Below are 23,979 nucleotides of genomic sequence, written 5' to 3'. Positions count from 1 at the left end.
TCCCTTGTCTGTCTCAAACCTAACACAGGATTCTGAAAGGTCTTGTGTTTCCTTTTGGCCTAGGCGCGCTCATTTCAATTCGAAAAATAAACAAAACGCTAACACTCCGTTAACCATGCTGACGGAAGCTGCAAGCATGTATCGCATTGCCCTGATATTGCACCTGTTGCTGATGGCCTCTCCTGCCTGGTCAGGTGCATGGCTGCGAGAAAAGGATGCAGCATTCACAGCCGCCTCACTGACAGCTTTTCGGCTCCCTGAGGATGGGTACGACTATAAAACCTCTCTCTATGCGGAATGGGGATACAGCCAGAACCTGACGGTCGGCTTTGATTTCGAACAAAACCAAGACCTCTATGGCCATGCACTCATCTTTGCACGTGTCCCAGTAGCGGATTTGGGCCAATGGGGTCGGTTCGCTGCTGAATTTGGTGCCGGTGCATATCACAAACATGAACGGGCCTGGGCACAGTACAAAGTGACGCTGTCTTACGGCAAAGGATTCCAGAGCGCCTTGGGAAGCGGTTGGATCGCGATTGATGCCGCCATCGAAAACCGAACACATGATGACATCTATCGAAAGCTCGACCTGACAACAGGGCTTTCATCGGACAGGTTGATCAATCCCCTAATCCAAATCGAAACGGCCTACAGGTCTGGGCACTCGATATATTGGAAGGCACGCCCCTCGGTCATGATCCGAACCAAAGACAGTTCTACTACCTGGGTTCTGGGGGTGGAAAGAAATGATGCCCGCAAAAACACGGGCATCAAACTGGCTTTGTGGAACGAATTCTAAGCCCAATCCGTTCCTACATTAATTCCGGCAGACGCCCGCACCGTCAGCGCTCCATCCTCAGGATTGCTGAAACCTCGCCCTTCAGACCCTCAGGCCAGCGTAACTGGATATCAGATCCATCCACCCCGTGCTCCAGCAGGACATAGGGGTGCGAATATTTGGTTGACCCAAGCGCTGTCTTCAAAGGTCCCAGAACGGTAACCGAGTCACAACTGCGCGCCTTGCCACCAAAGGGCAACCGGTCCTCAGAAGACACCGTCCACGCCGTTGCAGCTGTGTTCTGTGCGTGCCGTACCCTCAGTGGATTTGCGGTTTTAGCAGTGACACCATGGAACGTATTGTTTTCAAACGTCACGTTCAAATGGGCTGTGTTGTTCAGATCAGCGAATGTCGTGTCCACGCGTTCGGCCCGGTCGATCCCTCCGTTGATGGACCGGAATTTGTTTCCCGTCACGACGACGCCGTTCAGGAAATGCCCGGCGCCATAGGGACGAATGACAATGCTGCTGAACCAGGGCGCGACCTCGTTCGAGTAGAAGATATTGTCGGTAATGCTCATGGCGCTGAATGAGAAGCCAGCGGTGTAAACAGGGTCTGAATCCCGCTCATTTGTCCATTCGACAAAACAGTTATCGACATAGTTCTCGGCGATGGTCGAGCTGTTGTAAGTTCCGATCATGACCAAACCGGCCGAGCGCACCCCCTGAGTGATGCTGTCTCCCTGGAAAAAATGGTTGCCTAGGACCATGTTGTTGGTCCCTGCCAGCACCGCAAAATGCAGGAAACGAACCGCGCGATTGTGGCGCAACTTGATGTCATTGGCCGTTGAGTTCAACGCAATCGACTTGCGATCCGAGACGTCAAAGGACTCTTCAGAAGACAGGAACTGACAATTATCGACCAACATGCCCTGACACCCTGTACCGATCGAGGTGATACCGCGATCCAAAGGTCGGCTGATAAAACAGTTCGTTATGGCAATTGTGCTGCCTGACGGCGCAAGGCGGATTGCGCTACAGCGGCCATTGCATTGAAACTCGATCTCTTCCATTCCGAACTTGCGCAACGTGCTGAAACCGCTGAAATCAAGCAGATATTTGAAAGACAAAAAGGTAAATGTCTGCGTCCCGGATGCGTTATAGATCGGCGCGTTCAAAGTGATCTCTCCCGCCCCCTCATCCTTGGACCGGACATAGATCTCGCGGCCAACGCCGCTGCCCTGCACCAGCGCGCCGACAGGAATGTTGGCAACATTCGCAACATTGGTCAAACGCGTTGGGTCCGACGGGCTGTAGGTTGCCAGAGATGTGAATGTCTCGGTGCCCCAGGCCGAACTGCTTTGAACATCGAACTGGCCATTGCGGATGATCCGGCGTGTCGAAAACCCTGTTTGTTTGTTCGGAACCGCCGCTGCCATGTCAATCGACTCACTCACCGAAATCTTGCGCCCGCCCAGATCCAGCGATTCATGATCCGAGTTGTTCAGCAAAGCCTGAAAGGCCTTTTTGAATGCCAGGTCCTCGGCGCCGAAGGCCGTGATATAGGCCGGCAGGTTAAAGTTCTTCGTCAGCAAGAGCATCTTGTCATCGGGCATTGTGACCATGCCCTCAAATTCAATCTCAGACGAGATCGTCGTGTTTTCCGTCAACAGGTAGGTGCCATCCGAGACAAAGACACGTCGTCCATTCGCTGCCTGATCAGCGGCGACAAACGCTGCTGTGTCATCCGCTACACCATCACCGACCGCCCCGAAATCACGGATATCGACCAGAGAGATCATGTCGCGCAGGAACACATTGGTGACATCCGTAATCTCGATATCGTCGATCCGGACCACAGCGCCGTTGGTGCCTTCAATATCCAGCCCGAAATGCCCGTACAGGGTGGAAACACCCCAAGGCATATCCACACCCGTCCGTTGCCCTGCGCCCACAATCGCAGTGATTTCATGCACGGTGCCGTACCCGGACAGCTGTGTTGCCGGGCCCTGTTCGACCACGCCCGGCACCTGAACATCACCTGCCCCGCCCGCCCAGGCGGCGATACGAACTTCGGGCAAGGGGCCGCTAATCGCTTTTACCCGAGCTTTGATCTGCAAGTAGCATCCCGGCAGCAGCGGTGTCTGGCCCATATAGCGCAGCTGTTGTGTTGCGTTTACCTTCAGGATTTCCAGACATCCGCCAAAATCCGCATCGGCCGGGACATATACGCCGTTCCCCGATCCGTCATAGGTTGGCGAACCCGGAGTACCATCGCCGCTCGACCACACGTTCAGACCGGATGCGAAAACAGGCGGCATGAATACGATGCCGTCAGTGATTGCCTTATTCATAGAAATCCCTTTCCCAATCGCGCTGCGGTCAGTCGCCGTGCGCATAAACCCAGTGCCCAGGGCCACGCACCCCGAACGCAAAAGTCTGAGTATCGAAAAGGAATTAACCGCCGTTCATATCACCGTGACGGTGGTGTTGCGTTACGCCGCCGGATCCGAATTGCCCAAAAGCTGCACGCCATTGATTTTCCAGCCCTCTTCCTGAGGGATCATCTCATAGTCCAGAATGTGAACCTGCCCGTCGCCATCCGTGATCATCACCTTCTGCCACAACGCCCCTGAAATTTCGCGAAGTTCCAGAAACCGCACATCCGCAGGTCGCCAGACCATTGGATAGCCACGCCGGACCATGACCCCGAAATTCTCGGGCGTTCCGAACAGGCGCTGGATGGTGGGGCTGGCAAAGGTAAAGGCGGTTGCGAAATCATCCGCCTTGAATGCCTGTATCTGCCCCGCGATATTCGCCTCGATCTCGGCGTTTTGGGCAAAGGCTCCTGATGCCAGTCCGGCACTCAAAGATACAGCAAGCAATAAACGACGCATGGGGCCACCTCCTGATCGAAGGATAGCCCCACACGCGATCAGGTCAAATCAGACCAGCTCTCCAGCCAGCGCCTTGTCTATCAGCGCAATGGTTTCCGGCACGCCGTAAAGCGCGATAAACCCGCCAAATCGCGGCCCCTGGGATGCGCCCAACAACACCTCGTAGAGCGCGGTGAACCAGCCCCGCATAGGGTCAAACCGCTCGCGCCCGACAGAGTAAACCACCGATTGCAACGCCTCATCGTCAATCGGTCCGTCATACGCCTCAAGTTCGGCTTTGAGCGCCTCCAGCGCCTCGCGCTCTTGCTCCGTCGGTGCCCGATGCAGGCGGGTCGGCTTGACGAAATCATTGAAATACCGCACCGCAAAACCCGCTGCTTGATCCAGATCGGGATGGGTCTCGGCAGTGGCCTCTGGCGCATAGCGACGGATGAACCCCCACAGCGCCTCTTTGTCCTCGGCCCCGGAAACCGAAGCAAGATTCAGCAACATCGCAAAGGGCACCATCAGCGTCGATTCAGGAACCTCCCCACCGTGGATATGCCACACCGGATTGTTCAACTGCGCCTTCAGCTCCTGCCCCGGATAGGCCCGCAGTTGCTGATGATATTCATCATAGGCCTTGGGGATCACATCAAAATGCATGCGCTTGGCGGTCTTGGGCTTTTGATACATAAAATACGCAAGACTCTCAGTCGGTGCATAGGTCAGCCATTCGTCGATCGAGACGCCATTGCCCGAAGATTTCGAAATCTTCTGACCGTTCTCATCCAAAAACAGCTCATAACTGAAATGCTCTGGCGCACGGCCACCCAACGCCCGGCAGATCGCGTCATAGATCTTTTCGTTGGTGGCATGTTCCTTGCCGTACATTTCAAAATCGACGCCCAGAGCGGCCCAGCGCGCACCGAAATCCGGCTTCCACTGCAGCTTTACGTTGCCCCCCGTGACTGGCAGCGTCCATTCCTTGCCGTCGTCGTCATCAAAGGTGACGGTATAGGTCTCGGCGCAGACCTTTTTCATCGGCACGTACAGAACCCGACCTGTTTCGGGGTGGATCGGCAGGAAGATCGAATAGGTCTGCTGCCGCTCTTCTCGCAGGCTTTTCAACATGATGGCCATTACGGCATCATAGTTGTCGACCGCCCGCTTCAGAATCTCGTCAAACTGACCCGAGCGATAAAAGTCGCGCGCCGAATAGAAATCATACTCGAACCCAAAAGTGTCGAGGAACCGGCGCAACATTGCGTTGTTGTATTCGCCAAAGCTTGGGTATTCGCCGAACGGATCAGGGACCGAAGTCAGAGGACGCTGCAAATGCTCTTCAAGCGCTTCGGGATTCGGCACGTTGCCGGGCACTTTGCGCATACCGTCCAAATCGTCCGAGAAACAGATCAGCTTGGTCGGAATATCCGACAGCGCCTCAAACGCACGCTTGACCATGGTGGTCCGCGCCACCTCGCCAAATGTCCCGATATGCGGCAAGCCGGACGGGCCATAGCCCGTCTCGAACAACACATACCCCTTGTCCGGAGCCCCTTTCTGATAGCGTTTGAGCAACCGGCGCGCCTCTTCAAAAGGCCAGGCCTTGGACGACATCGCGGTTTCACGCAGTTCAGACATTTTCTTTAAGCTCCATCGGGAAAACAGCGTCGGCTTTCGTTTGCCGCCGACCGACCCCTCCTATTGTGCCGGTGCAGCATGAGTCAATAAAGCAAGCTGTTTTTCCTGTCTGGAAACTGGCCTCAGACGACTAACTGATCCAACTTGGCCGCCCAGATGAAGTCATTCTCACTAAGGCCGTCAATTTCGTGGGTCGTCAGCTGAACATCCACATATCCCCATCCAAATCTGATGTCGGGATGATGCCCTTGCTGATCGGCCAGCCAGGCGCAAAGGTTTGCCAGATAGGTCGCCTTGGCAAAGCCTTTGAATTTGAAATGACGGCTGAGAATTTTTGCATCCGCATCCAGCGACCAATCGGAGGTCAACTGGGCCAGATGCGCGCTTGCCGCATCACGGTTCAAAGCTGGAATGCCGCCGGAACAAGGGGCACAGGTCCGATCCGATAGGGTGCAGGTTTGTTCTGATGTGGTCATGTCCAGCTTACTCCGCCGCTGTTGCCTTTTCGGGAAACTTATTCGGCAACAGGCCCAGTGATTGCGCCTTATGCACATCCGCCAGCAAATCCCGATCGGCGGCAGCAAACAGTTCCTCTGGGTCGTCCAGCACGAAATAGCCCATCTGGTGCATATCAATCCGGTAGGGCGTGCGCAGGATCGTCAGAACGTCAAAGGGATCCCGGTCGGGTATTTCGCTTTCCACCGCGTAGACAAGTTCGGTCGGGGATGAGGCAAGCCCCGATCCCAACGCCTTGATCGCGCCGTCTTGCCTCCGCAGACCAAATTCGATCGAAAACCAATACAGCCGGATCAGCCAAGCATAGTCCTTTTCACCGGCCCGCACCCCAGCCATTCCGATAGCATGACTGAACGCAGCAAATCGCGGATCGCTCAACAACGGAGCATGCCCGAAAATTTCATGAAAGATGTCCGGTTCCTCGATATAATCGAAATCCTCGCGGGACCGGATGAACGAGGCGGCGGGGAAAACCCGGTTAGCCAACATACCAAAGAAAGTCTTGAACCCGATCAGCGCGGGCACCGGCTGTACCCGCCAGCCCGTCATGTCCAGCAGTCGCTCGGAAATATCCACACAAGATGGAACACGGGTTTTCGGAAGCTCCAGCCGATCCAGCCCCGCAAGATAATCACGCGCCATATAGCGCTGTACGTTCTCTTGCTGAGCGGCATAAAGATCAGCCCAGACAGCATCCTCTTCGTCGGTATATGTGATGTGACCATTGGCATTGGCCACCTTGGCGACGTATTTGGTCGACTTTGGCATGAAGGCTCCTCCTGAAACGAGTATAGCCAGCCATCGTGAAATAAATCGTTTGAATGTTTTTCAAAATCATACAATATGACCGAAACGCTTCACAAATCTATATGAAGTGACGCAAATGCTTCAAAACGCCGATATCGCCATCCTGCAAGAGCTTCAGACCGATGGCCGTCTGTCTATGCAAGAGCTCGCGGATCGTACCGGCCTGTCTGCCTCGCAGTGTTGGCGGCGGGTTCGCGATCTCGAAGCTGCCGGGGTTGTGGCAGGCTATACCGCTCGTGTGCCCGCCAAATCCGTTGGCCTGAACGCAATAGCCTATGTTCATGTTGCGCTGCGCGATCATCAGGAAGACAGTATCACTTCGTTTTTGCGGCTGGTTGAGACCGAGGCTCAGATTGTCGAGTGCGCCTCAATCACCGGGGATCATGACTTCATTCTGAAAGTCTATTCGAAAACACCCGAAGATCTTGAGGCGTTCATCATGCAAAGGCTGTTGAAATCGGGGTTAGTCCGCGACACTCGCAGCAATTTTGTACTGCGGCAGACGAAAACACGTGGCCCTTTGCCCATTCTTTGATCTATCGCTCCAAAATCCGTTGAACCTATTCCCTGCCCCACCTATCGTGCGGGATCAGAACAGTTCAATCAGGACACCCCTATGACCAACCAAGTGCCACACCCGATGTCTCCTCAAGATTGCCTCGTGGCGATTATGGTTGCGATCTCTGCATCAGATGAGACCATCCGCACCGCCGAGCTGGTCAAGATCGAGGGCGCGGTCAACATGCTGCCTGTCTTTGCAGAATATGACATCGACCGGATGTATCGCGTTTCCCAGATCGTCTTCGATCTGTTTGAACAAGAAGATGGCCTGGATGCCCTGTTTGGACTGATCCGCGACAACCTGCCCGAACGCCTGAACGAAACCTCCTATGCGCTTGCATGTGATGTTGCGGCTGCAGATGGTACGCTGGCAGAATCCGAATTGCGGCTGCTCGAGGAAATCCGTTACGAGTTGGACATCGACCGTTTGCATGCCGCTGCCATCGAGCGTGGCGCGCGGGCACGGCACACGACCTGACATCAGCTGCTGCCGGCCAGCTTCCCCCACCTTTCGATCAGTGCGCGCTGCAATTTGCGCGACCTGTTATTCCAGCTCCGCCCGCCTTCGGGCCGTTCACGATACGCTCGGGGGATCGTTGCGCGATGCTCTATGTCGGCCGTGAATATCGCAAAGGCCAGCTCTGCCCCATCCGGTGAGGTTATGAACCCGCCCAGGCCCGAGACAAAGTTCAAGGTTCCGGTTTTCGCATTCACTCTGATCGGATGATCCTTGACCGGCCGCCCCTGACTGTCGGCAAGCGTAAATTTCTTCAGCAAAGGCCGGAGGTCTCCGGCTTTCTGCGCCGCCAGCAGCGCGACCACCAAATCCTCGGGCGCTACGCGTGAATCGCCCCCAAGCCCTGAATGATCGACCATCGCAACCCCGGTCACACCATAGGTCTCTGTGGCCCATCTGTTCATCTCGGCGGCTGACTCCGCCAAAGTCTGCGGTCGCGTACCACGCGCCCTCGAAGCAGCGAGCCCCACCATCTCGGCAGTGAGATTGGTCGAGTATTTCAGCATGCCCTGCAATATGCTCTCGAGCGGGTCGCTTTGTTGAATGACCAAAGGGGTTCCATTCGGCATCTGCCGCGTGACCTGCGTCCGCCCCAGCACAATTCCGTTGGATCGGGCCAATGTTCTGAAAACGTCACCTGCATAAAGCGCGGGCTTGCGGACAGGCAGCCACCGCGCCCCATCGCTACCTAACGCGCCTTTGGCAACAGTCCACCGGTCCTGACGGGCGCTGGGTTCGTAGGTATAGATCGGCAGGTTGCGGCCCTCGACCTTCATGGACGCCACTTCCACTGCAGGGGTATAGCGCGTGCTTCGGGCATCCATGGTCACGTCATAGCTGGCGCCCTGCTTTTTCCACTCGAAATGCACGCGATTGAAATTCAGAGAAATGCCGCTGATCGCAGGGCTGTACCCCAAATGATCTGGCTGCCCCGGATCAATGCTGAACACGTAAGGCAACGCGCCATCATATACTTTGAACGCGCCGCGGACCTCGGTGATTCCGGCCTCGCGCAAGTTTGCCGCCATCGCGGCCAGCGCATCCGTATCCAGCAAAGGATCACCACCGCCAACAAGAACAAGATCGCCGTTCAAAATGCCGTTTTCTATGGGCCCCTCAGCGACCAACGCAGTTTCGAACCTGTAGTCAGCACCTAACACATTCAGCGCGTAAAGCGCGGTCAGGGCCTTGCCAACACTTGCCGGTGGCAAACCCCGGTCGCCACCATAGGCTTCAAGCACCGTGCCTGTATCAGCGTCGGCTACAGCAAAGGCGACTTCGCCGCGCAGGTTCGCGGCTTCGACCAAGCGCACAACACCTACGATCGGCTCATCACGAATCTGAGGCCTCAATGATGTAAGCGGTGCCTCAGCCATAACGGCTACAGGCATCAGGGCCGCACCCAGCCCTGCAATAAATCCTCGTCGCGAATAACGATCATTCATGGGTCAATTAAAATCCCAGAGATCACAGGCAAACAACCTGAGATCCGAATTATGGGCCCACAGGGGCTATTCAGGCAACACCTTGTTGCCCCAAACCCCCTGAATGCGCAACTGGGTCGAACTGACATCCAGCATCGGCACATTCACAAAACACCACGCCGGGGCCTGTGCCCGGCCGAGTAAATGCCGCGCCTGCCCGTCGATGCGGTATTTGGCATAGCGACGCGCCGCAGGGGACATACGTGCAGAGATGCGGTCTCCGGGACGGGCAACAACGCCAACCGGTACGGTTTCAATAATCGACTGCCAATCCTTCCACTTATGGAATTGCGCCAGGTTATCCGCGCCCATCAGCCAGACAAACCTGACCTGCGGATAAAGCTTCTGCAGGGCGGCGACAGTATCCGCCGTGGCGCGTGTGCCGGTCTGGGCCTCGATATCCGTCACCTCGACACGTGGATGCTGCATCACAGCTTGCGCTGCCTTCACCCGCCGCGCCAATGGCGCAGGCCCGCGCTCTTTCAACGGATTACCCGGAGAGACCAGCCACCACACCCGATCCAACCCAAAGGCCTTCATCGCCTCGAGTGTCACATGCACATGGCCCTTATGCGGCGGATCAAATGACCCCCCGAACAACCCCACGACCTGCCCGGGCCGTACATATGGGATAGAGCTACGCTGCATCTCTTGCTGATGTTCAGAACTCGGCGGGGTTGTCAATCAACAGGTTGCACAGCGTCGCCCAACCTGACCCGCCCGGGCCGCACCACCTCGGCGCACCAACCGCCATGACCCCGAACGGCGGAATAACCACACTTGCCCAGCGCCTCCTCCATCCGGCTGCACGGCGCGCAGATCACAGTGAAACGCAGGATGGCCTCGCCCACCTGCACCTCACGCCCCTTGAGCGCCGCCAAATTGATTCCTGATACCACCAGATTGCGTCGCAGGGTTTCAGGCGCAACCAGACCCTACCCGATATAGGAGCCTATCGCAGACAGATGTTCCCGCTGGATCAGGGTCACGGCTCGCTTGCCCGCGCAGCTGCGGTCTCCGTCCGGCCCATTAGCAGAGAACATGGCCCCCTCTACAGCGACTATCTCATTCCGCAGCGCAGGCCGCAAACTAATCCAGTCAGCGCAACCTGCTTGTGAGTAGCAAGAAATAACGTATTGGAATGCCGTTGTTATAGCGGTTCCTTCAGTCTGCGTTACTGAACGGACCTTCTTGCAGTTTCCTAGCTTCCCTCCAAGCCCACAACGCAAGGATTATTTGCAGAGTCAAGGCACTGCCATAGCTTGCAGCACCAGTACTGACTGGATAAGCACTACCCCGACAGAAAAACACTAAATCAATAGGAACAATCTATTGCGCAACCTATCATTGGCCACTGCTTTCCTCGCCCTCTCGTCGAATGTTTTGTATGCAGGCGCACAGGAGGATGCCGATTATGTAGCCAACGTCACCGTAAACGAAGAAGTCATGCAAGGTGTGCTGGTCGCAATGCGTCCGGTCCTGATACAAGCGGTGCAACAAGATCTAATTTCCAGGGGCATAAAAGTATCTGATACCGAAGCGTTTTTCGACATTGTGATGGACGTATTCATGGATGGATTCATCCACGAACTGCGGATTCCAACGGCTCAATTCTATGTTGAAAATTTCTCAGCTTCTGAATTGCACGAAATAGCCCAGTTCTACCACAGCCCGACGGGAAAGAAGCTACTCCGATTTACGCCTGCAATGATGCAGCATGGCGCAAAAACGGGTCAGGTGGCCGGCGCAAAAGCAGCTCAGATGGTTCAACCCGAAATTGTTCGGCGCATCCACGAAGAAAGTCTCGTAATCGAAAGTAGATCTTTCACCGACAAATTGCTGGAAGCCTTCGAATAAGCTCAGAACTATTCTTGCTCGCCCTTGTCGGCTCGGGTATCACACCGTCCAACCAAATTCCTCCGACCCAAAGGACGCGACATGGCCGCCTATCAATATGTCTACCACATGCAGGGTGTCTCCAAGACCTATCCCGGTGGCAAGAAGTGCTTTGAAAACATCCACCTGAGCTTTCTGCCCGGCGTGAAAATCGGTGTCGTCGGTGTCAACGGCGCCGGTAAATCGACCCTGATGAAGATCATGGCCGGTCTCGACAAGGATTTCACGGGTGAGGCCTGGGCGGCCGAAGGCGCCAAAGTCGGTTACCTGCCACAGGAGCCGAAGCTGGACGAAAGCCTCAGCGTGCGTGAAAATGTCATGCTGGGTGTGGCCGAGAAAAAGGCGATCCTCGACCGCTATAACGAATTGGCGATGAACTATTCGGACGAAACCGCGGATGAGATGGCCAAGCTGCAGGACGAGATCGACAGCCAGAACCTCTGGGATCTCGACAGCCAGATCGACGTTTCGATGGAGGCGCTGCGCTGCCCGCCAGACGATGCCAATATCGCCAACCTCTCGGGCGGTGAGAAACGCCGCGTGGCGCTGTGCAAACTGCTGCTCGAAGCGCCCGACATGCTGCTGCTCGATGAACCGACCAACCACCTGGACGCCGAAACCATCGCCTGGCTGCAACAGCACCTGATCGACTACAAGGGCACCATCCTGATCGTCACTCACGACCGCTATTTCCTCGACAGTATCACCGGCTGGATCCTCGAACTCGACCGGGGCCGTGGTCTGCCTTACGAGGGCAACTATTCCGCTTGGCTGGAACAAAAGGCCAAAAGGCTGGAACAGGAAGCCCGCGAGGACAAGTCTAAGCAGAAGACCCTGCAACGCGAACTCGACTGGATGCGCCAAGGCCAGAAGGCCCGTCAGGCCAAATCCAAAGCCCGGATCAACGCCTATAATGATTTGGCGGAACAGTCCGAGCGCGAAAAGCTGACCCGCGCACAGATCGTCATCCCCAACGGCCAGCGCCTTGGCGGTAAGGTGATCGAGGTCGAAGGCCTGTCCAAACACATGGGCGATAAGCAACTGATCGAGAACCTCGACTTTACCCTGCCCCCCGGCGGAATTGTCGGCGTCATCGGCCCCAACGGCGCCGGTAAATCGACGCTGTTCAAGATGCTCACCGGTCAGGAACAGCCCGACGCAGGCACCATCACGCTTGGCGACACGGTTGAACTGTCCTATGTCGACCAGTCCCGCGATGACCTGAAGGACAACGACACCGTATGGGAGGCGATCACCGGCGGGGCCGAGATCATCCAACTGGGTGACGCACAGGTCAATTCCCGCGCCTATTGCTCCTCCTTCAACTTCAAGGGCGGCGACCAGCAGAAAAAGGTCTCGCTGCTGTCAGGGGGCGAGCGCAACCGAGTCCACATGGCCCGCCTGCTGAAAGAGGGCGGCAACGTCCTGCTGCTCGATGAACCGACCAACGATTTGGACGTCGAAACCTTGCGCGCGCTGGAAGACGCGCTGGTCGATTTCGCCGGCTGCGCCGTGGTCATCAGCCACGACCGCTTCTTCCTCGACCGGATCTGCACGCATATTCTGGCGTTTGAGGGTGATGCCCATGTCGAATGGTTCGAGGGCAACTTCGAGGATTACGAAGAGGACAAGAAACGCCGTCTGGGACCAGACGCGCTGGAGCCGAAGCGGTTGAAGCATAAGAAGTTTGCGCGATGAGACGGAAGCTCAAAAGACGGTTGGAAAAATGGCAACGTAGCGCGCTGAAAATCAGCGCGCCGCTGCGCAAGCGCATCCGGCAAATGTACAAGACAGATTACTGTGTGATCGTCGCAAGCAATGGCAGGTCGGGCAGTACCATGACCTACCATGCGCTGCGCGATGCACTGGAAAGGCTGGACCCAAACCTCTCGGGTCAGGCCAGTTTCGTGTCTCGGTTGGACGACGCCACCTTCCAGGCGCCGTTTCTTTACAAGACGCATGATTTTCCGCAGGTTTTGTCAAACTGGTCAAAAGATACCCGAGTCGTCTTTTGCTTTGGCTCGACAAAGGACTCTACCTTTTCAGTCTACACAGCGATGGAAGGCTATGGCCCTGAGTGGATAAAAAAGCACTTCTACAATCTGCATGCGACGGGCACATATGACGAGCTTTTCGAACGGGATGTGCTGCAACAGGCACGGCAGATCAAGGAATGGGTCACTTATGACGACATCCCGGTATTGTGCGTTCACTACGATGCGTTGTGGGAATATCAGGACGAAATCTCTGAATTTACCGGATTGAAATTTGTACCGGCTCCGCGGCGTGAACGGGCTGAAAAAGATATTCCGGAAGATCTGCGAAAGGCCGCGAGCCAGATCTACGATCCGATTGACGAAGTGATTTCCCAGCTTCCCAGATGTTTTGTGGCCTCGCCCGAAATGAACGAGATCGTGGGCAAATTGCCGCTCGCAAAGTGATCCTCGGACGGTCTGGCGCGTGACGTTCTTCCGGGCGCTCGCGAATCCAAAAAATTCAGCTAACCACATACATTGTATAGATTGTTTCAGGATATTCTGATGCGTAGATTCTGATGCCTGGCGCTAGTTTCAGTTGTTCAGGATTGCAAATCCGGCTTGTCACATCTCGTCTGAACTGGCATACTCAGAGTGCTACCGTTTTTCTATTTCGACCCACTGTCTCCTTCTACGGCGTTCAGTCTATCGATACAGACGACGACGCCAGGCTGTCGCAACTCCGTGGGCAGCACCAGATAAGGAGAACACGGATATGCCTTCAGGCACCGTAAAATGGTTCAACACCACCAAAGGCTACGGTTTTATTGCACCCGAAGATGGCGGCAAAGACATCTTCGTTCACATCTCGGCCGTCGAACGCTCGGGCCTGACCGGTCTGGCCGACAACCAGAAAGTCACGTACGAGCTGCGCTCGGGTCGTGACGGTCGCGAAAGCGCCGACGACATCCAGCTGGCGTAAGCCGCTGTAAGGGCAGGGTTTTCCTCTGCCCTTTTCTATTTGTGCCTGAGCGATCACCTGTAAAAGTGTGTCCCTGCGATTACATCACAATTCAGTTACTCTTACCCGACGATTGACCGGATCGGATATCATCCGGACACTATGGTCATGATTTTTCTGTTGTATTGAAGAGAGCTGATATGTTGACACGCCGTACATTCCTGACTGCAACAGCAGCAGCAAGCCTTGTTTCGACCGCCGCGTCGGCAAAGAAAGCCGTCGAATACGACCCCACTCCTCAATTTGTTCGAATCAAAAAGCAATTCCTGCCAGGCCAGCTTCTGGTGGTTCCACGCTCGTTCTATCTGTACTTCGTAACAGAACCTCGCAAGGCAATCCGTTACGGGTGCGGGGTGGGCAAAGCCGGGCTGGAGTTCACCGGAACAGCGACCATAGACGTCAAAAAGGAGTGGCCCACCTGGCGCCCCACCAATGAAATGATCGAGCGTGAGCCAATTACATATGCTCGTTTCAAGGATAACGACTATGTGCAGCCTGGCGGTGACGGCAATCCGTTAGGTGCACGGGCGCTTTATCTGTTCCAGAACGGCGTTGACACTTATTTCCGAATTCACGGGACCACTCAGCCGCAGACCATAGGCCGTGCAGCCTCGAACGGATGTATACGCATGCTGAACACGCATGTCATCGACCTGTACCAGCGGGTGCCGATTGGAACAGTTGTGACGGTCGTCTGATCAATCTTCTGCTGATTTCACAAGTTCCAAAACCTTTGGTCCAAGGTCTTCAACGATGAGGGCCACACCACTGGCGTTGGGATGGATGCCATCTGCCTGCATGTGTTCCCGTACTTCTTCGGGGTTTCCTGCCGCAGTCAAACCTGTGAAAAAACTTGGCACATATCCAGTCTGATATCGATCCGCCAGATCGGGGTAGATCGCATCAAATGCGGCTTTGTAATCTGGGCCATAATTCCCCGGCGCCTGCATTCCGACCAACAACACGGCGACCTCAGCGCCATCTGCTGCTTTCAGGATCGTCTCAAGATTTGCGCGTGCAACTGCCGGATCAAGCCCTCGCAACAGATCGTTCCCGCCCAATGCAACGATCATCCCATCCACGTCGGGCGTCAGTGTCCAGTCTACACGCGCCGCCCCTCCGGCGGTGGTGTCCCCGGATACACCCGCATTGATCAGGCGCACATCCGCCCCGTGATCCTTCAACCAACGACCCAGCTGCGGGACAAATCCGTCTTGCTCGGGCAGGCCGTACCCTTGAGTCAAAGAATCCCCGAGAGCGGCAATCACTACGGTTTCTGCTGTGGCCGCAAAGCCGCAACACATGATAAGCACCGGCATCAAAGCCTTGCGCAACATCTCAACTGCTCCATATCCCATTTGATTACCTCGGTTCGGACCAACCCATGATCGCAACTGTTCTATCGCTTGAAAATGCCGCTTTATCGCTGGATGGCAATGCCGGTCAGGTAGATATCCTGCACGACATCACGCTTTCCGTACACAAGGGCGAGACACTGGGTCTGATTGGGCCGTCCGGGTCAGGAAAATCGTCGTTACTGATGCTGATGGGCGGGCTGGAACAGGCGACGGGCGGCCAGGTAACCGCACTCGGGCAAAATCTGACCCGCATGAACGAAGACGAGCTCGCACGGTTCCGACGCAACAGCATGGGCGTTGTATTTCAGAATTTCCACCTGATCCCCACGATGACTGCCCTTGAGAACGTGGCCACACCGCTGGAGTTGGCCGGTCACAAAGATGCCTTTCAACGGGCCGAGGCCGAATTGGAGTCCGTAGGGCTGACGCATCGACGCGACCATTATCCGGCGCAGCTCTCCGGTGGAGAGCAGCAGCGCGTCGCGCTAGCCCGTGCCTCTGCCCCGCGACCACAGATCCTGCTGGCGGATGAGCCTACCGGCAATCTGGACGAAACAAACGGAGCCGCCATCATTGACCTGCTGCTTGGCCTGCGCGACAGGCATGGTGCTACTTTAGTTCTGGTGACCCATAGCCACAGCCTTGCGCGCAGATGTGACCGTGTTGTCCGGCTGCGCGATGGAAGGATTGCCGATGACACAAGGCAAGAGGCTGCCGAATGAGCCTGCGGATGGCCGGGCGGCTGGCGCGGCGGGAACTGCGCGGAGGTCTGCGCGGTTTTCGGGTGTTTCTGGCTTGTCTTGCACTTGGGGTCGCTGCCATTGCCGCTGTGGGTTCGGTCCGCCACGCCATCCAAACCGGACTGACGCAAGAAGGCGCGGCTCTGCTGGGCGGGGATGCACAGCTGGAATTCACCTATCGCTTTGCGGATGAGGCTGAGCGTGCATGGATGAACGACGCGGCCTTAGCCATCTCCGAAGTCGTCGATTTTCGGTCAATGGCAGTCGCGCAGCAGAATAGTGACCCACAGCGGGCGCTTACGCAGGTCAAATCCGTTGACGACTCCTATCCATTGTTGGGCAAGCCAATACTAGAGCCCCAGATGCCCCTGCGTGACGCCTTTACAGGCCAGCAAGGGGCGCCCGGTGCCGTAATGGCTCCCGCTCTGATCGACCGGCTTCAGCTATCGGTTGGGGATCGGTTTTCACTTGGAACTCAGGAATTTGTCCTGATGGCAGCCCTGATCCACGAACCGGACGGGGCGGCAGACGGGTTTGGATTGGGTCCGCGCACGCTGATCCGCACACAGGACTTGCTGAATTCCGGATTATTGGCACCGGGTACTCTGTTTTCCACCAAATACCGTCTGGATCTGCCGCCGGGGTCTGATCTTACAGCTCTTTCGGCGCAGGCAAGCGAAGCCCTTGAAGGCAGCGGAATGCGGTGGACCGATGCACGGAACGGTGCCCCCGGCATTTCAGAATTTGTTGCCCGGCTCAGCGCTTTTCTGGTTCTGGTTGGACTATCCGGGCTGGCTGTTGGCGGCATCGGCGTATCTGCAGCGGTGCGCGCCTATCTGGCGCAAAAGACTGAAACCATTGCTACCTTGCGTACTTTGGGTGCCGATCGGGCGACCGTGTTTCAGACTTATCTGATCCAGATCGGTATTCTCTCTGGCATCGGCATTTTTCTGGGCATCATATTGGGTGGATCGGTGCCTCTGCTGCTTGCGCCGCTGATCGAAACTCGCCTGCCTGTGCCCGCAGTGTTCTCGTTCTATCCGCAGCCTCTGGCTGAAGCCGCGCTTTACGGCGTGCTCACCGCCTTTTTGTTCACACTCTGGCCCCTTGCCCGTACTGAAGAAGTCCGCGCTGCGACCCTGTTTCGCGATGCGCTGTCTTCGACGCGCTTCCTGCCCCGTGCAAAATACATCCTAGCGACAGGCATCGGGCTTGCGGCGCTGATCGGCGCAGCTGCCTTTTTCAGCGGATCGGCGCGCCTGACCCTTTGGACCAGCGGCGGGTTGGCCGGAGCGCTGGTTCTGCTTTCGATGGCAGCGCTGGCGATCCGCAAACTGGCGCGCCTGACCACAAAACCCGCCCGAGGGAATCCTCCCCTGCGATGGGCCCTGTCGGCCATTTCCGATCCGCGCGAAGGGGCCGCATCGGTTGTCCTGTCGCTGGGGTTGGGCCTGTCGGTACTGGCCGCAGTCGGGCAAATCGACGGCACCCTGCGAAACGCGATTTCAGGAAACCTGCCCGATGTCGCCCCTTCTTATTTCTTCGTCGATATCCAGAAAGAGCAGATGCCTGGCTTTACCGAACGGCTGGAAAACGACCCTGCCGTAAGCCGGATCCAAAGCGCGCCCATGCTGCGCGGAATCATCACGCAGATTAACGGGCAGCCCGCGATTGAGGTCGCCGGGGACCACTGGGTACTGGAAGGCGACCGCGGGGTCACCTATTCCGACGCCCCGCCCTCGAACGCACGGGTCACCGCCGGGGAATGGTGGTCCGAAGACTATTCCGGAACGCCTCAGGTCAGCTTCGCCGCTGAAGAGGCCGAAGAGATGGGCCTGAAGCTGGGTGACCAACTGACCGTCAACATATTGGGGCGCGACATCACCGCAGAGCTCACCTCTCTGCGCGAGGTGGATTTCTCGACCGCCGGGATGGGTTTCATCATGTCCATGAACCCGTCGGCCCTGGCCGGCGCCCCGCATAGCTTCATTGCCACCGTCTATGCCGAAGAGCAGGCCGAAGCCGCGATCCTTCGTGATCTGGCGGGTAAATTCCCCAATATCACCGCAATCCGTGTCCGCGATGCGATTGACCGGGTCTCGGGTCTGCTGGCCGGGTTGGCCGCTGCGACGTCTTATGGGGCTGGTGTATCGCTGCTAACCGGCTTTCTGGTCCTGATCGGCGCCGCGGCAGCGGGTGAACCAGCCCGGCGGTACGAGGCCGCAGTCCTGAAGACCATCGGTGCCGACCGTCGGCGCATATTGATCAGCTTTGCCCTTCGGGCTGTTCTGCTGGGGTCTGCCGCTGGAATTGTGGCCCTGATGGTGGGCATCCTCGGCGGCTGGGCGGTTGCGACATATATTTTCGACACCAGCTTTGACGTCATCTGGCCATCTGCCATCGGCATCGTATTGGCCGGGATCATCGTCACGCTGGGCGCGGGGTTGATCTTTGCCTTGAAACCCCTTGCCGTTCGCCCGGCGCGCATCTTGCGCGCCAGCGACTGAGTTTATCGGACGCAGGCGACGGGCTGCAAAATCGTCAGCAGATTTGCATTGTCACACACCAGCGAATCCAGCGTGATTTCGTCCAGCGAGGCATAAAAGACCTCGGCCGCGTCCCGCAGCGCAAGACGCAGCCGGCAGGCGTTGGTGAGCGGGCATGTATTGTCGGCATCCGCAAAGCACTCGGCAATCGGCAAGTCGCCCTCGATATGCCGAAAAACCGAACCGATCCGTATCTGATCAGCAGATCTAGCGAGTACCATACCGCCATTGCGACCGCGATGAGTGCTCAGATAATCTAACTGGCTGAGTTGGTTGATCACCTGCGCCAAATGGTTTTCCGAGATATTACAGGCCTTTGCGATCTCGGATTTGGTCACCAACCTGTCTGGATTTGCTGCACAATACATCAGTAGGCGCACAGCAATATTTGTCCGCTTGGTTATCCGCATGTTTGCCTCCCTAAGTTCAACATGCTGCCTTATTGCATGTTGGGCAAAAAAGCGGTTTGACATACATCAATTCCCGGTCAGAAGTGATCCCGCATGGCAGACCCCTATTTCTTTGGCTACGGCAGCCTCGTGAACCTCGCGACCCACGATTTCCCCGACCCGCATCCCGCGCAGTTGAAGGGATGGCGGCGGGCCTGGCGGCATACCGATTTGCGCCCGGTCGCTTTCCTGACCGCCATTCCGGATCCCACTTCTGAAATCGACGGCATGATTGCCCATGTCCCGGGAAATGACTGGGACGCGCTGGATCAACGTGAGTGGGCCTACGACCGCGTTCCAGCGACTAAGGCCGTCACCCATTCTCTGCCACACGAGGTTGAGATCGCTGTTTATGCCGTACCTGATGACCGTCAATCCGCGGCCAGCCGGCGCCACCCCCTGCTGATGAGCTATATCGACGTGGTTGTGCAAGGCTATTTGCGTGCGTTCGGGTCCGAGGGCGCCGATCGCTTTTTTGCTACCACTGATGGCTGGGACGCCCCGATCCTGAATGACCGGGCGGAGCCGCGGTATCCGCGCCACCAGGCATTGAAACCAGATGAGACTTGTTTTGTGGATGATCGGCTGAAGCGAATAGCAGCCCAGATCGTACAGACCTTATAGAAAAAAGGCGCGGCCAGCAGACCATGCCTTATCACAATCTAAGGCACTAAGATCAGCCGCGCGCGCGGATCACCTGCAGAAGGGGCAACAGGGTTGCCATCTCGGGGCCGCGCTCCATTCCTGTCAGTGCCTTGCGCAAAGGCATGAACAGACTCTTGCCCTTGCGGCCTGTCGCGTCTTTCACCGCGCTGGTCCACTGCCCCCAGGTCGCGCCGTCGAACGGGCCTTCTGGCAACAACGCCACAGCCTCGGTGATGAACTCTCGGTCTTCATCGGCAATCAGTGGTTCGGCACCGTTAAGGCACAGCTCCCACCACCCTTTCAGGTCTGCCAGAGTGGTGATGTTCTCGCGGGCCATGGCCCAGAACGGTTCGGCCAGTTCGGCCGGTACGCCCGCATCTGCCACAGCATCCGCAACGTCGGCCAATGACAAAGATTGCAGGTGTTTTGCCGTCAACGGAAACAGGTCCTGAACGTCAAACTTGGTCGGCGCGGCACCAAAACGACCAATGTCAAATCCATCGATCAGCTCGGCCATCTCTGTCCGCAACTCAACCGGGTCGGATGAGCCCAGACGCGCCATCAAGCTGAGCAATGCTAACGGCTGTACGCCCTGCTCGCGCAGATCACGCAGAGCCAGCGTGCCCAGTCGCTTAGACAGCGCCTCGCCCTGGGGGCCGGTCAGCAGAGAATGATGTGCAAAACGCGGGCAAGTACCGCCCAACGCTTGGATGATCTGAATCTGCGTCGCAGTATTGGTTACATGGTCCGAGCCACGCACCACATCGGTCACACCCATTTCGGTATCATCGACCACCGACGCAATCGTGTACAGAACCTGACCGTCGCCCCGGATCAGTACTGGATCCGACACCGAGGATGCATCAATCGAGATATCGCCTAGAATACCGTCGGTCCACTCGATCCGTTCATGATCCAGCCTAAAGCGCCAGACACCGTTGCCACGTTCTGCCCGCAGCGCGTCTTTCTCGGCGTCGTTAAGGTTCAATGCTGCGCGGTCATAAACCGGCGGCTTGCCCATATTCAGCTGCTTCTTGCGCTTGAGGTCCAGCTCGGTCGGGGTTTCGAAGGCTTCATAGAACCGGCCCATCTCGCGCAGCTCGTCGGCTGCCTCGGCATAGCGGTCCAGACGCTCGGACTGTCGTTCGACCCGGTCCCAATGCAGGCCCAGCCACTCGAGGTCCTGTTTGATGGCATCGACATATTCTTCCTTCGACCGCTCGGGGTCTGTGTCGTCGATACGCAGGATGAACGTGCCGCCAGCCTTGCGGGCAATCAGGTAGTTCATCAGCGCTGTGCGCAGGTTGCCCACATGGATGTAACCGGTGGGTGACGGGGCGAAACGGGTGGTTGTCATAGGAGTCTCCTGTTGGCGCGGCTCTTCTCACAGGATGGGCAAATTGTCCAGCCACCGCACCGGTTCACGCCAACGTCAGGTGGCAATCCTCGGGCGATACCCTATCTTCAAAGTGCTGGCACACACAGGGAGATCTCAAAATGACCGTTACACTAACTCGTAGGGCCGCACTGGGCGCGGCGGCAGCATTGCCTTTTGCATCAGCTGCTACCCCCATCCTGGCTGCAGCAAGCGATACCAAAGCGAATTCAACCATCGCGAAATCGTTCCAGCTGGGCGATTTCACCGTAACAACTCTGCTGGATGGCAGCCTGCCGCGCGATGGCGCCAAAGAGATTTTCGGCGGCGGTGCCACGGATGAGGAATTTGCAAACGTATCGGCCCAGAATTTTATTCCTGCCGATAAAGCCCAGTTCTTTTTCACACCAACGCTGGTCAATACCGGATCTGAACTTGTGCTGTTTGATACTGGCCTTGGGCAAGGCGGCATTCAGGCGGCATTGGCAGATGCAGGCGTGAACCCGGATCAAATCGACGTCGTCGTCATCACCCATATGCACCCTGACCATATTGGCGGCATGACCACAAATGACGCGCCAACCTTCCCGAATGCGCGCTATGTCACCGCATCATCCGAGTATGACTTTTGGGCCGCGCAGGATTCCGGCAATCGGGTCGGCGATCTGGTCGCCGCCAAAGTGACCCCAATGGCCGAAAAGATGACCTTTGTCGGCGATGGCGGCGAGGTTCTGTCCGGAATAACCGCCGTTTCAGCGCATGGGCATACCCCCGGACACACGGTCTTTCATCTGGAAAGCAACGGTCAACGTCTGGTGCTGACGGCCGATCTGGCCAATCACTATGTGTGGTCTTTTGCTCGTCCCGAGTGGGAGGTAAAGTTCGACATGGACAAAGCCGCAGCCACCGCTTCACGCCGCAATGTGCTGGGGATGCTGGCGGCAGACAAAGTTCCGATGATCGGATATCACATGCCCTTCCCTGCAGCCGGTTACGTCGAGGCGCGCGGCGATGGGTTCCGATTTGTCCCGGTCAGCTATCAGATGATGGGTTAACGTCTAATACCCCGGGTCCGGCCGGATTTTCGACCCGTCAGCAAAGCGGGACAGGCGGAAAACGGCCGGATTAACACAGGGGACGTTGCCCGAGACCAGATCAGCCATCAGCCGCCCGGCACCGGGCCCGATCCCGAACCCATGACCCGAGAAACCCGTAGCGATGAACAGGCCGGGCCTGTGGTCCACGTGCGAGATGATCGGGATCGCATCCGGCGTTACATCAATCATCCCTGCCCAACTCTGAACGATTTCAGCCTGCTTTAGCGCGGGAATACCACTGATTGCGCTTTTCCAAGCCCGCCGCAACACCCGGCGCGATGGTTCGGGATCCAGAGTGCGGCAAAGTTCGAACGGTGTCACATCCGTGGGCAACCACCTCCGATCTTGTCGCGCCTCTTCGGCCCACCGCTTCGACACCCGAAACCGCAGCGACCGCCACTCCTGGCGAAACGCAGGAAGAAATTGCCACGCCAGACGAAGGCTATCCGGCACGATATCAACGGTGTTTTCGTGCCCGGAGGCAATCGTATACCCTCCGTCGTCCCGCTTGCGTATTGCAAAATCGTCCGACCACAAGGCAGCCTCAGGACCGGAAACCGGAGAGGTTCGGAATACGGTGTTCAGCACCTTCAGTTGTGGAAAATCAACTCCAGCATTCCCTGCAAACAAGCGCGACCACGCACCGCCCGCCAGTACGACATTGCCGCAGGCCACGCGACCGCGTTCTGTGAAGACACCGACGACACGGTCCGCCTCTGTATCCAGACTGCGCACTGCACAGTTGGTCATCAACAGAGCCCCCCGGTCACGCGCAGCTTCGGCGATTGCGGGTGCAGCCCATTGCGGTTCCGCCCTACCGTCTTGCGGCATAAACAATGCGCAATCCAACCCCGTCCGATGGTCTGGCATTAGTTCCGCCAACAGAGCCCCGGACACCATCCTTGCCCCAGTATTCAACCCCTCCACATGGCGAAGCCAGCGTTCAAGATTGCCCTGTTCCCGCTTGCCAGAGGCGCCGAACAGGATACCTGCCTGTGTGAAACCTGTCTTGCGCCCGGTGCGTTGATCGAGCTGCGCCCAGATACGCTGTGATTCCTGCATCAGCGGGATTTCCCGAGGATCGCGCATACCCAAACGCACCCATCCCCAGTTCCGTGAACTCTGCTCGGAGGCAATTTGTCCCTTTTCGCACAGAAGGACAGACATTCCCCGCTCTGACAGTTCGAGGGCGGTTGATGCCCCAATAATTCCTCCACCAATGACAACAACATCAACGGCTTTTGGCAGCTTTAGATCGGGTTCAACAGCATTAGGCTTGGGGCCAGGCATCAACCGCTCATAATTCATTGCACGGACCGCAATGAAGGCGCGGGATCACGACAGACGCAACAGAAGAAACTTTGCGTCAATGACTATTGCTCAGGCCTGTGACCATTCGGCCAACGTGGCAAGCCAGCGCATCTAATTCAGGATTTTGAAAACTTCAGGCCGCGCCGCACAATTCAGCCAGTTTCTGACGCAAAGAGGTAGCGGGCACCTCGGCTTCTGTTACCAGAAACTGCGCGCCGGGGCCCACCGTCGTGGATTCCTCTTTGGGCACCTCTTCATTCAACAAATTGGCAATGGCAGCATCTACCTTTGCCTCATCCAGAGACCGACCTTCGGATTGCATAGACCGCCATTTTGGCGGTGAATGAAGCGGTTTATCGTATTCATCGTACATAATGGCACCA

The 23,979-nt window shown here is 56.9% G+C and carries 25 protein-coding genes; 12 read left to right on the top strand and 13 right to left on the bottom strand.

Going from position 1 to position 23,979, the window contains the following annotated elements:
* The first annotated feature begins 115 nt into the window (after nt 1-115).
* Entirely contained in the window at nt 116-799 is a 684-nt protein-coding gene (locus tag AC2FHW_RS06505; protein WP_246097186.1) for a hypothetical protein, read from the top strand.
* A 43-nt stretch (nt 800-842) separates the two neighbouring features.
* Here AC2FHW_RS06505 and AC2FHW_RS06500 read toward each other — a convergent pair whose 3' ends face one another.
* The 5 genes from AC2FHW_RS06500 to phhA form a co-directional block, all read right to left on the bottom strand.
* Entirely contained in the window at nt 843-3,131 is a 2,289-nt protein-coding gene (locus tag AC2FHW_RS06500; protein WP_271948321.1) for a glycosyl hydrolase family 28-related protein, read from the bottom strand.
* 141 nt (nt 3,132-3,272) lie between these two features.
* Nucleotides 3,273-3,674 (bottom strand): DUF4864 domain-containing protein, encoded by a 402-nt coding sequence (locus AC2FHW_RS06495; protein ID WP_271948323.1) that lies wholly within the window; start codon nt 3,672-3,674, stop codon nt 3,273-3,275.
* Nucleotides 3,675-3,722: 48 nt separating this feature from the next.
* A complete protein-coding gene (locus AC2FHW_RS06490) occupies nt 3,723-5,297 on the bottom strand; it encodes a lysine--tRNA ligase (protein ID WP_271948325.1) in 1,575 nt (524 codons plus the stop codon).
* 122 nt (nt 5,298-5,419) lie between these two features.
* Nucleotides 5,420-5,773 carry a 4a-hydroxytetrahydrobiopterin dehydratase gene (locus AC2FHW_RS06485; protein WP_496707978.1) on the bottom strand — a complete coding sequence of 118 codons (354 nt, stop codon included), beginning with the start codon at nt 5,771-5,773 and terminating at the stop codon, nt 5,420-5,422.
* 7 nt (nt 5,774-5,780) lie between these two features.
* Nucleotides 5,781-6,581, bottom strand: coding sequence for a phenylalanine 4-monooxygenase (gene phhA, locus AC2FHW_RS06480; RefSeq protein ID WP_496728605.1), 801 nt, complete (start codon nt 6,579-6,581; stop codon nt 5,781-5,783).
* A 115-nt stretch (nt 6,582-6,696) separates the two neighbouring features.
* Between phhA and AC2FHW_RS06475 the strand changes: the two genes are divergently transcribed.
* Entirely contained in the window at nt 6,697-7,155 is a 459-nt protein-coding gene (locus AC2FHW_RS06475) for an Lrp/AsnC family transcriptional regulator (RefSeq protein ID WP_142635958.1), read from the top strand.
* An 81-nt stretch (nt 7,156-7,236) separates the two neighbouring features.
* Nucleotides 7,237-7,659, top strand: coding sequence for a tellurite resistance TerB family protein (locus AC2FHW_RS06470; protein WP_142635642.1), 423 nt, complete (start codon nt 7,237-7,239; stop codon nt 7,657-7,659).
* A 2-nt stretch (nt 7,660-7,661) separates the two neighbouring features.
* On the opposite strand, the gene dacB is transcribed toward AC2FHW_RS06470, so the two are convergent.
* The 3 genes from dacB to AC2FHW_RS06455 form a co-directional block, all read right to left on the bottom strand.
* Nucleotides 7,662-9,143, bottom strand: coding sequence for a D-alanyl-D-alanine carboxypeptidase/D-alanyl-D-alanine endopeptidase (gene dacB / locus AC2FHW_RS06465; RefSeq protein WP_271948330.1), 1,482 nt, complete (start codon nt 9,141-9,143; stop codon nt 7,662-7,664).
* 66 nt (nt 9,144-9,209) lie between these two features.
* Nucleotides 9,210-9,830 (bottom strand): nicotinate-nucleotide adenylyltransferase, encoded by a 621-nt coding sequence (locus AC2FHW_RS06460; protein ID WP_271948332.1) that lies wholly within the window; start codon nt 9,828-9,830, stop codon nt 9,210-9,212.
* Nucleotides 9,831-9,862: 32 nt separating this feature from the next.
* Nucleotides 9,863-10,114: an MOSC domain-containing protein gene (locus AC2FHW_RS06455; protein WP_416383917.1), complete on the bottom strand. Its 252-nt coding sequence runs from the start codon at nt 10,112-10,114 to the stop codon at nt 9,863-9,865.
* Nucleotides 10,115-10,529: 415 nt separating this feature from the next.
* Between AC2FHW_RS06455 and AC2FHW_RS06450 the strand changes: the two genes are divergently transcribed.
* From AC2FHW_RS06450 to AC2FHW_RS06430, 5 genes are all read left to right on the top strand, one after another.
* Nucleotides 10,530-11,039 carry a DUF2059 domain-containing protein gene (locus tag AC2FHW_RS06450; protein ID WP_496821645.1) on the top strand — a complete coding sequence of 170 codons (510 nt, stop codon included), beginning with the start codon at nt 10,530-10,532 and terminating at the stop codon, nt 11,037-11,039.
* Nucleotides 11,040-11,120: 81 nt separating this feature from the next.
* Nucleotides 11,121-12,776, top strand: a complete 1,656-nt coding sequence (gene ettA / locus AC2FHW_RS06445) for an energy-dependent translational throttle protein EttA (protein ID WP_271948336.1) — start codon at nt 11,121-11,123, stop codon at nt 12,774-12,776.
* Entirely contained in the window at nt 12,773-13,519 is a 747-nt protein-coding gene (locus tag AC2FHW_RS06440; RefSeq protein WP_142635632.1) for a hypothetical protein, read from the top strand. Before ettA ends, AC2FHW_RS06440 begins: the two co-directional genes overlap by 4 nt.
* A 310-nt stretch (nt 13,520-13,829) precedes the next feature.
* Nucleotides 13,830-14,036, top strand: coding sequence for a cold-shock protein (locus AC2FHW_RS06435; protein WP_142635630.1), 207 nt, complete (start codon nt 13,830-13,832; stop codon nt 14,034-14,036).
* A 179-nt stretch (nt 14,037-14,215) separates the two neighbouring features.
* A complete protein-coding gene (locus AC2FHW_RS06430; RefSeq protein WP_142635628.1) occupies nt 14,216-14,773 on the top strand; it encodes a L,D-transpeptidase in 558 nt (185 codons plus the stop codon).
* On the opposite strand, the gene AC2FHW_RS06425 is transcribed toward AC2FHW_RS06430, so the two are convergent.
* On the bottom strand, nt 14,774-15,433 hold the full coding sequence (locus tag AC2FHW_RS06425) for an arylesterase (RefSeq protein WP_496728613.1): 660 nt from the start codon (nt 15,431-15,433) through the stop codon (nt 14,774-14,776). It lies immediately after the preceding gene.
* A 26-nt stretch (nt 15,434-15,459) separates the two neighbouring features.
* Between AC2FHW_RS06425 and AC2FHW_RS06420 the strand changes: the two genes are divergently transcribed.
* Both AC2FHW_RS06420 and AC2FHW_RS06415 read left to right on the top strand, forming a co-directional pair.
* Nucleotides 15,460-16,155, top strand: a complete 696-nt coding sequence (locus AC2FHW_RS06420; RefSeq protein ID WP_271948339.1) for an ABC transporter ATP-binding protein — start codon at nt 15,460-15,462, stop codon at nt 16,153-16,155.
* On the top strand, nt 16,152-18,680 hold the full coding sequence (locus AC2FHW_RS06415; RefSeq protein ID WP_496676479.1) for an ABC transporter permease: 2,529 nt from the start codon (nt 16,152-16,154) through the stop codon (nt 18,678-18,680). The genes AC2FHW_RS06420 and AC2FHW_RS06415 overlap by 4 nt, the downstream gene beginning before the upstream one ends.
* 2 nt (nt 18,681-18,682) lie before the next feature.
* Here the strand turns inward: AC2FHW_RS06415 and AC2FHW_RS06410 are convergent, their stop codons facing one another.
* On the bottom strand, nt 18,683-19,129 hold the full coding sequence (locus AC2FHW_RS06410) for an RrF2 family transcriptional regulator (RefSeq protein ID WP_142635622.1): 447 nt from the start codon (nt 19,127-19,129) through the stop codon (nt 18,683-18,685).
* A 93-nt stretch (nt 19,130-19,222) separates the two neighbouring features.
* Here AC2FHW_RS06410 and AC2FHW_RS06405 point away from each other — a divergent pair, with 93 nt between their 5' ends.
* Entirely contained in the window at nt 19,223-19,792 is a 570-nt protein-coding gene (locus AC2FHW_RS06405; RefSeq protein ID WP_271948342.1) for a gamma-glutamylcyclotransferase family protein, read from the top strand.
* 52 nt (nt 19,793-19,844) lie between these two features.
* On the opposite strand, the gene gltX is transcribed toward AC2FHW_RS06405, so the two are convergent.
* Nucleotides 19,845-21,170, bottom strand: coding sequence for a glutamate--tRNA ligase (gene gltX / locus AC2FHW_RS06400; RefSeq protein ID WP_271948343.1), 1,326 nt, complete (start codon nt 21,168-21,170; stop codon nt 19,845-19,847).
* A gap of 140 nt (nt 21,171-21,310) precedes the next feature.
* Here gltX and AC2FHW_RS06395 point away from each other — a divergent pair, with 140 nt between their 5' ends.
* A complete protein-coding gene (locus AC2FHW_RS06395) occupies nt 21,311-22,243 on the top strand; it encodes an MBL fold metallo-hydrolase (RefSeq protein WP_282021615.1) in 933 nt (310 codons plus the stop codon).
* 3 nt (nt 22,244-22,246) lie between these two features.
* Here AC2FHW_RS06395 and AC2FHW_RS06390 read toward each other — a convergent pair whose 3' ends face one another.
* A complete protein-coding gene (locus AC2FHW_RS06390) occupies nt 22,247-23,575 on the bottom strand; it encodes an NAD(P)/FAD-dependent oxidoreductase (RefSeq protein ID WP_496821642.1) in 1,329 nt (442 codons plus the stop codon).
* Nucleotides 23,576-23,729: 154 nt separating this feature from the next.
* Entirely contained in the window at nt 23,730-23,969 is a 240-nt protein-coding gene (locus AC2FHW_RS06385) for a hypothetical protein (protein WP_496821640.1), read from the bottom strand.
* Nucleotides 23,970-23,979: the final 10 nt, after the last annotated feature.

The organism is Ruegeria sp. YTSA108 (assembly GCF_059610185.1).
Note: the sequence above shows the minus strand (reverse complement) of the source record. Positions and strands in the feature narration are given on the sequence as shown.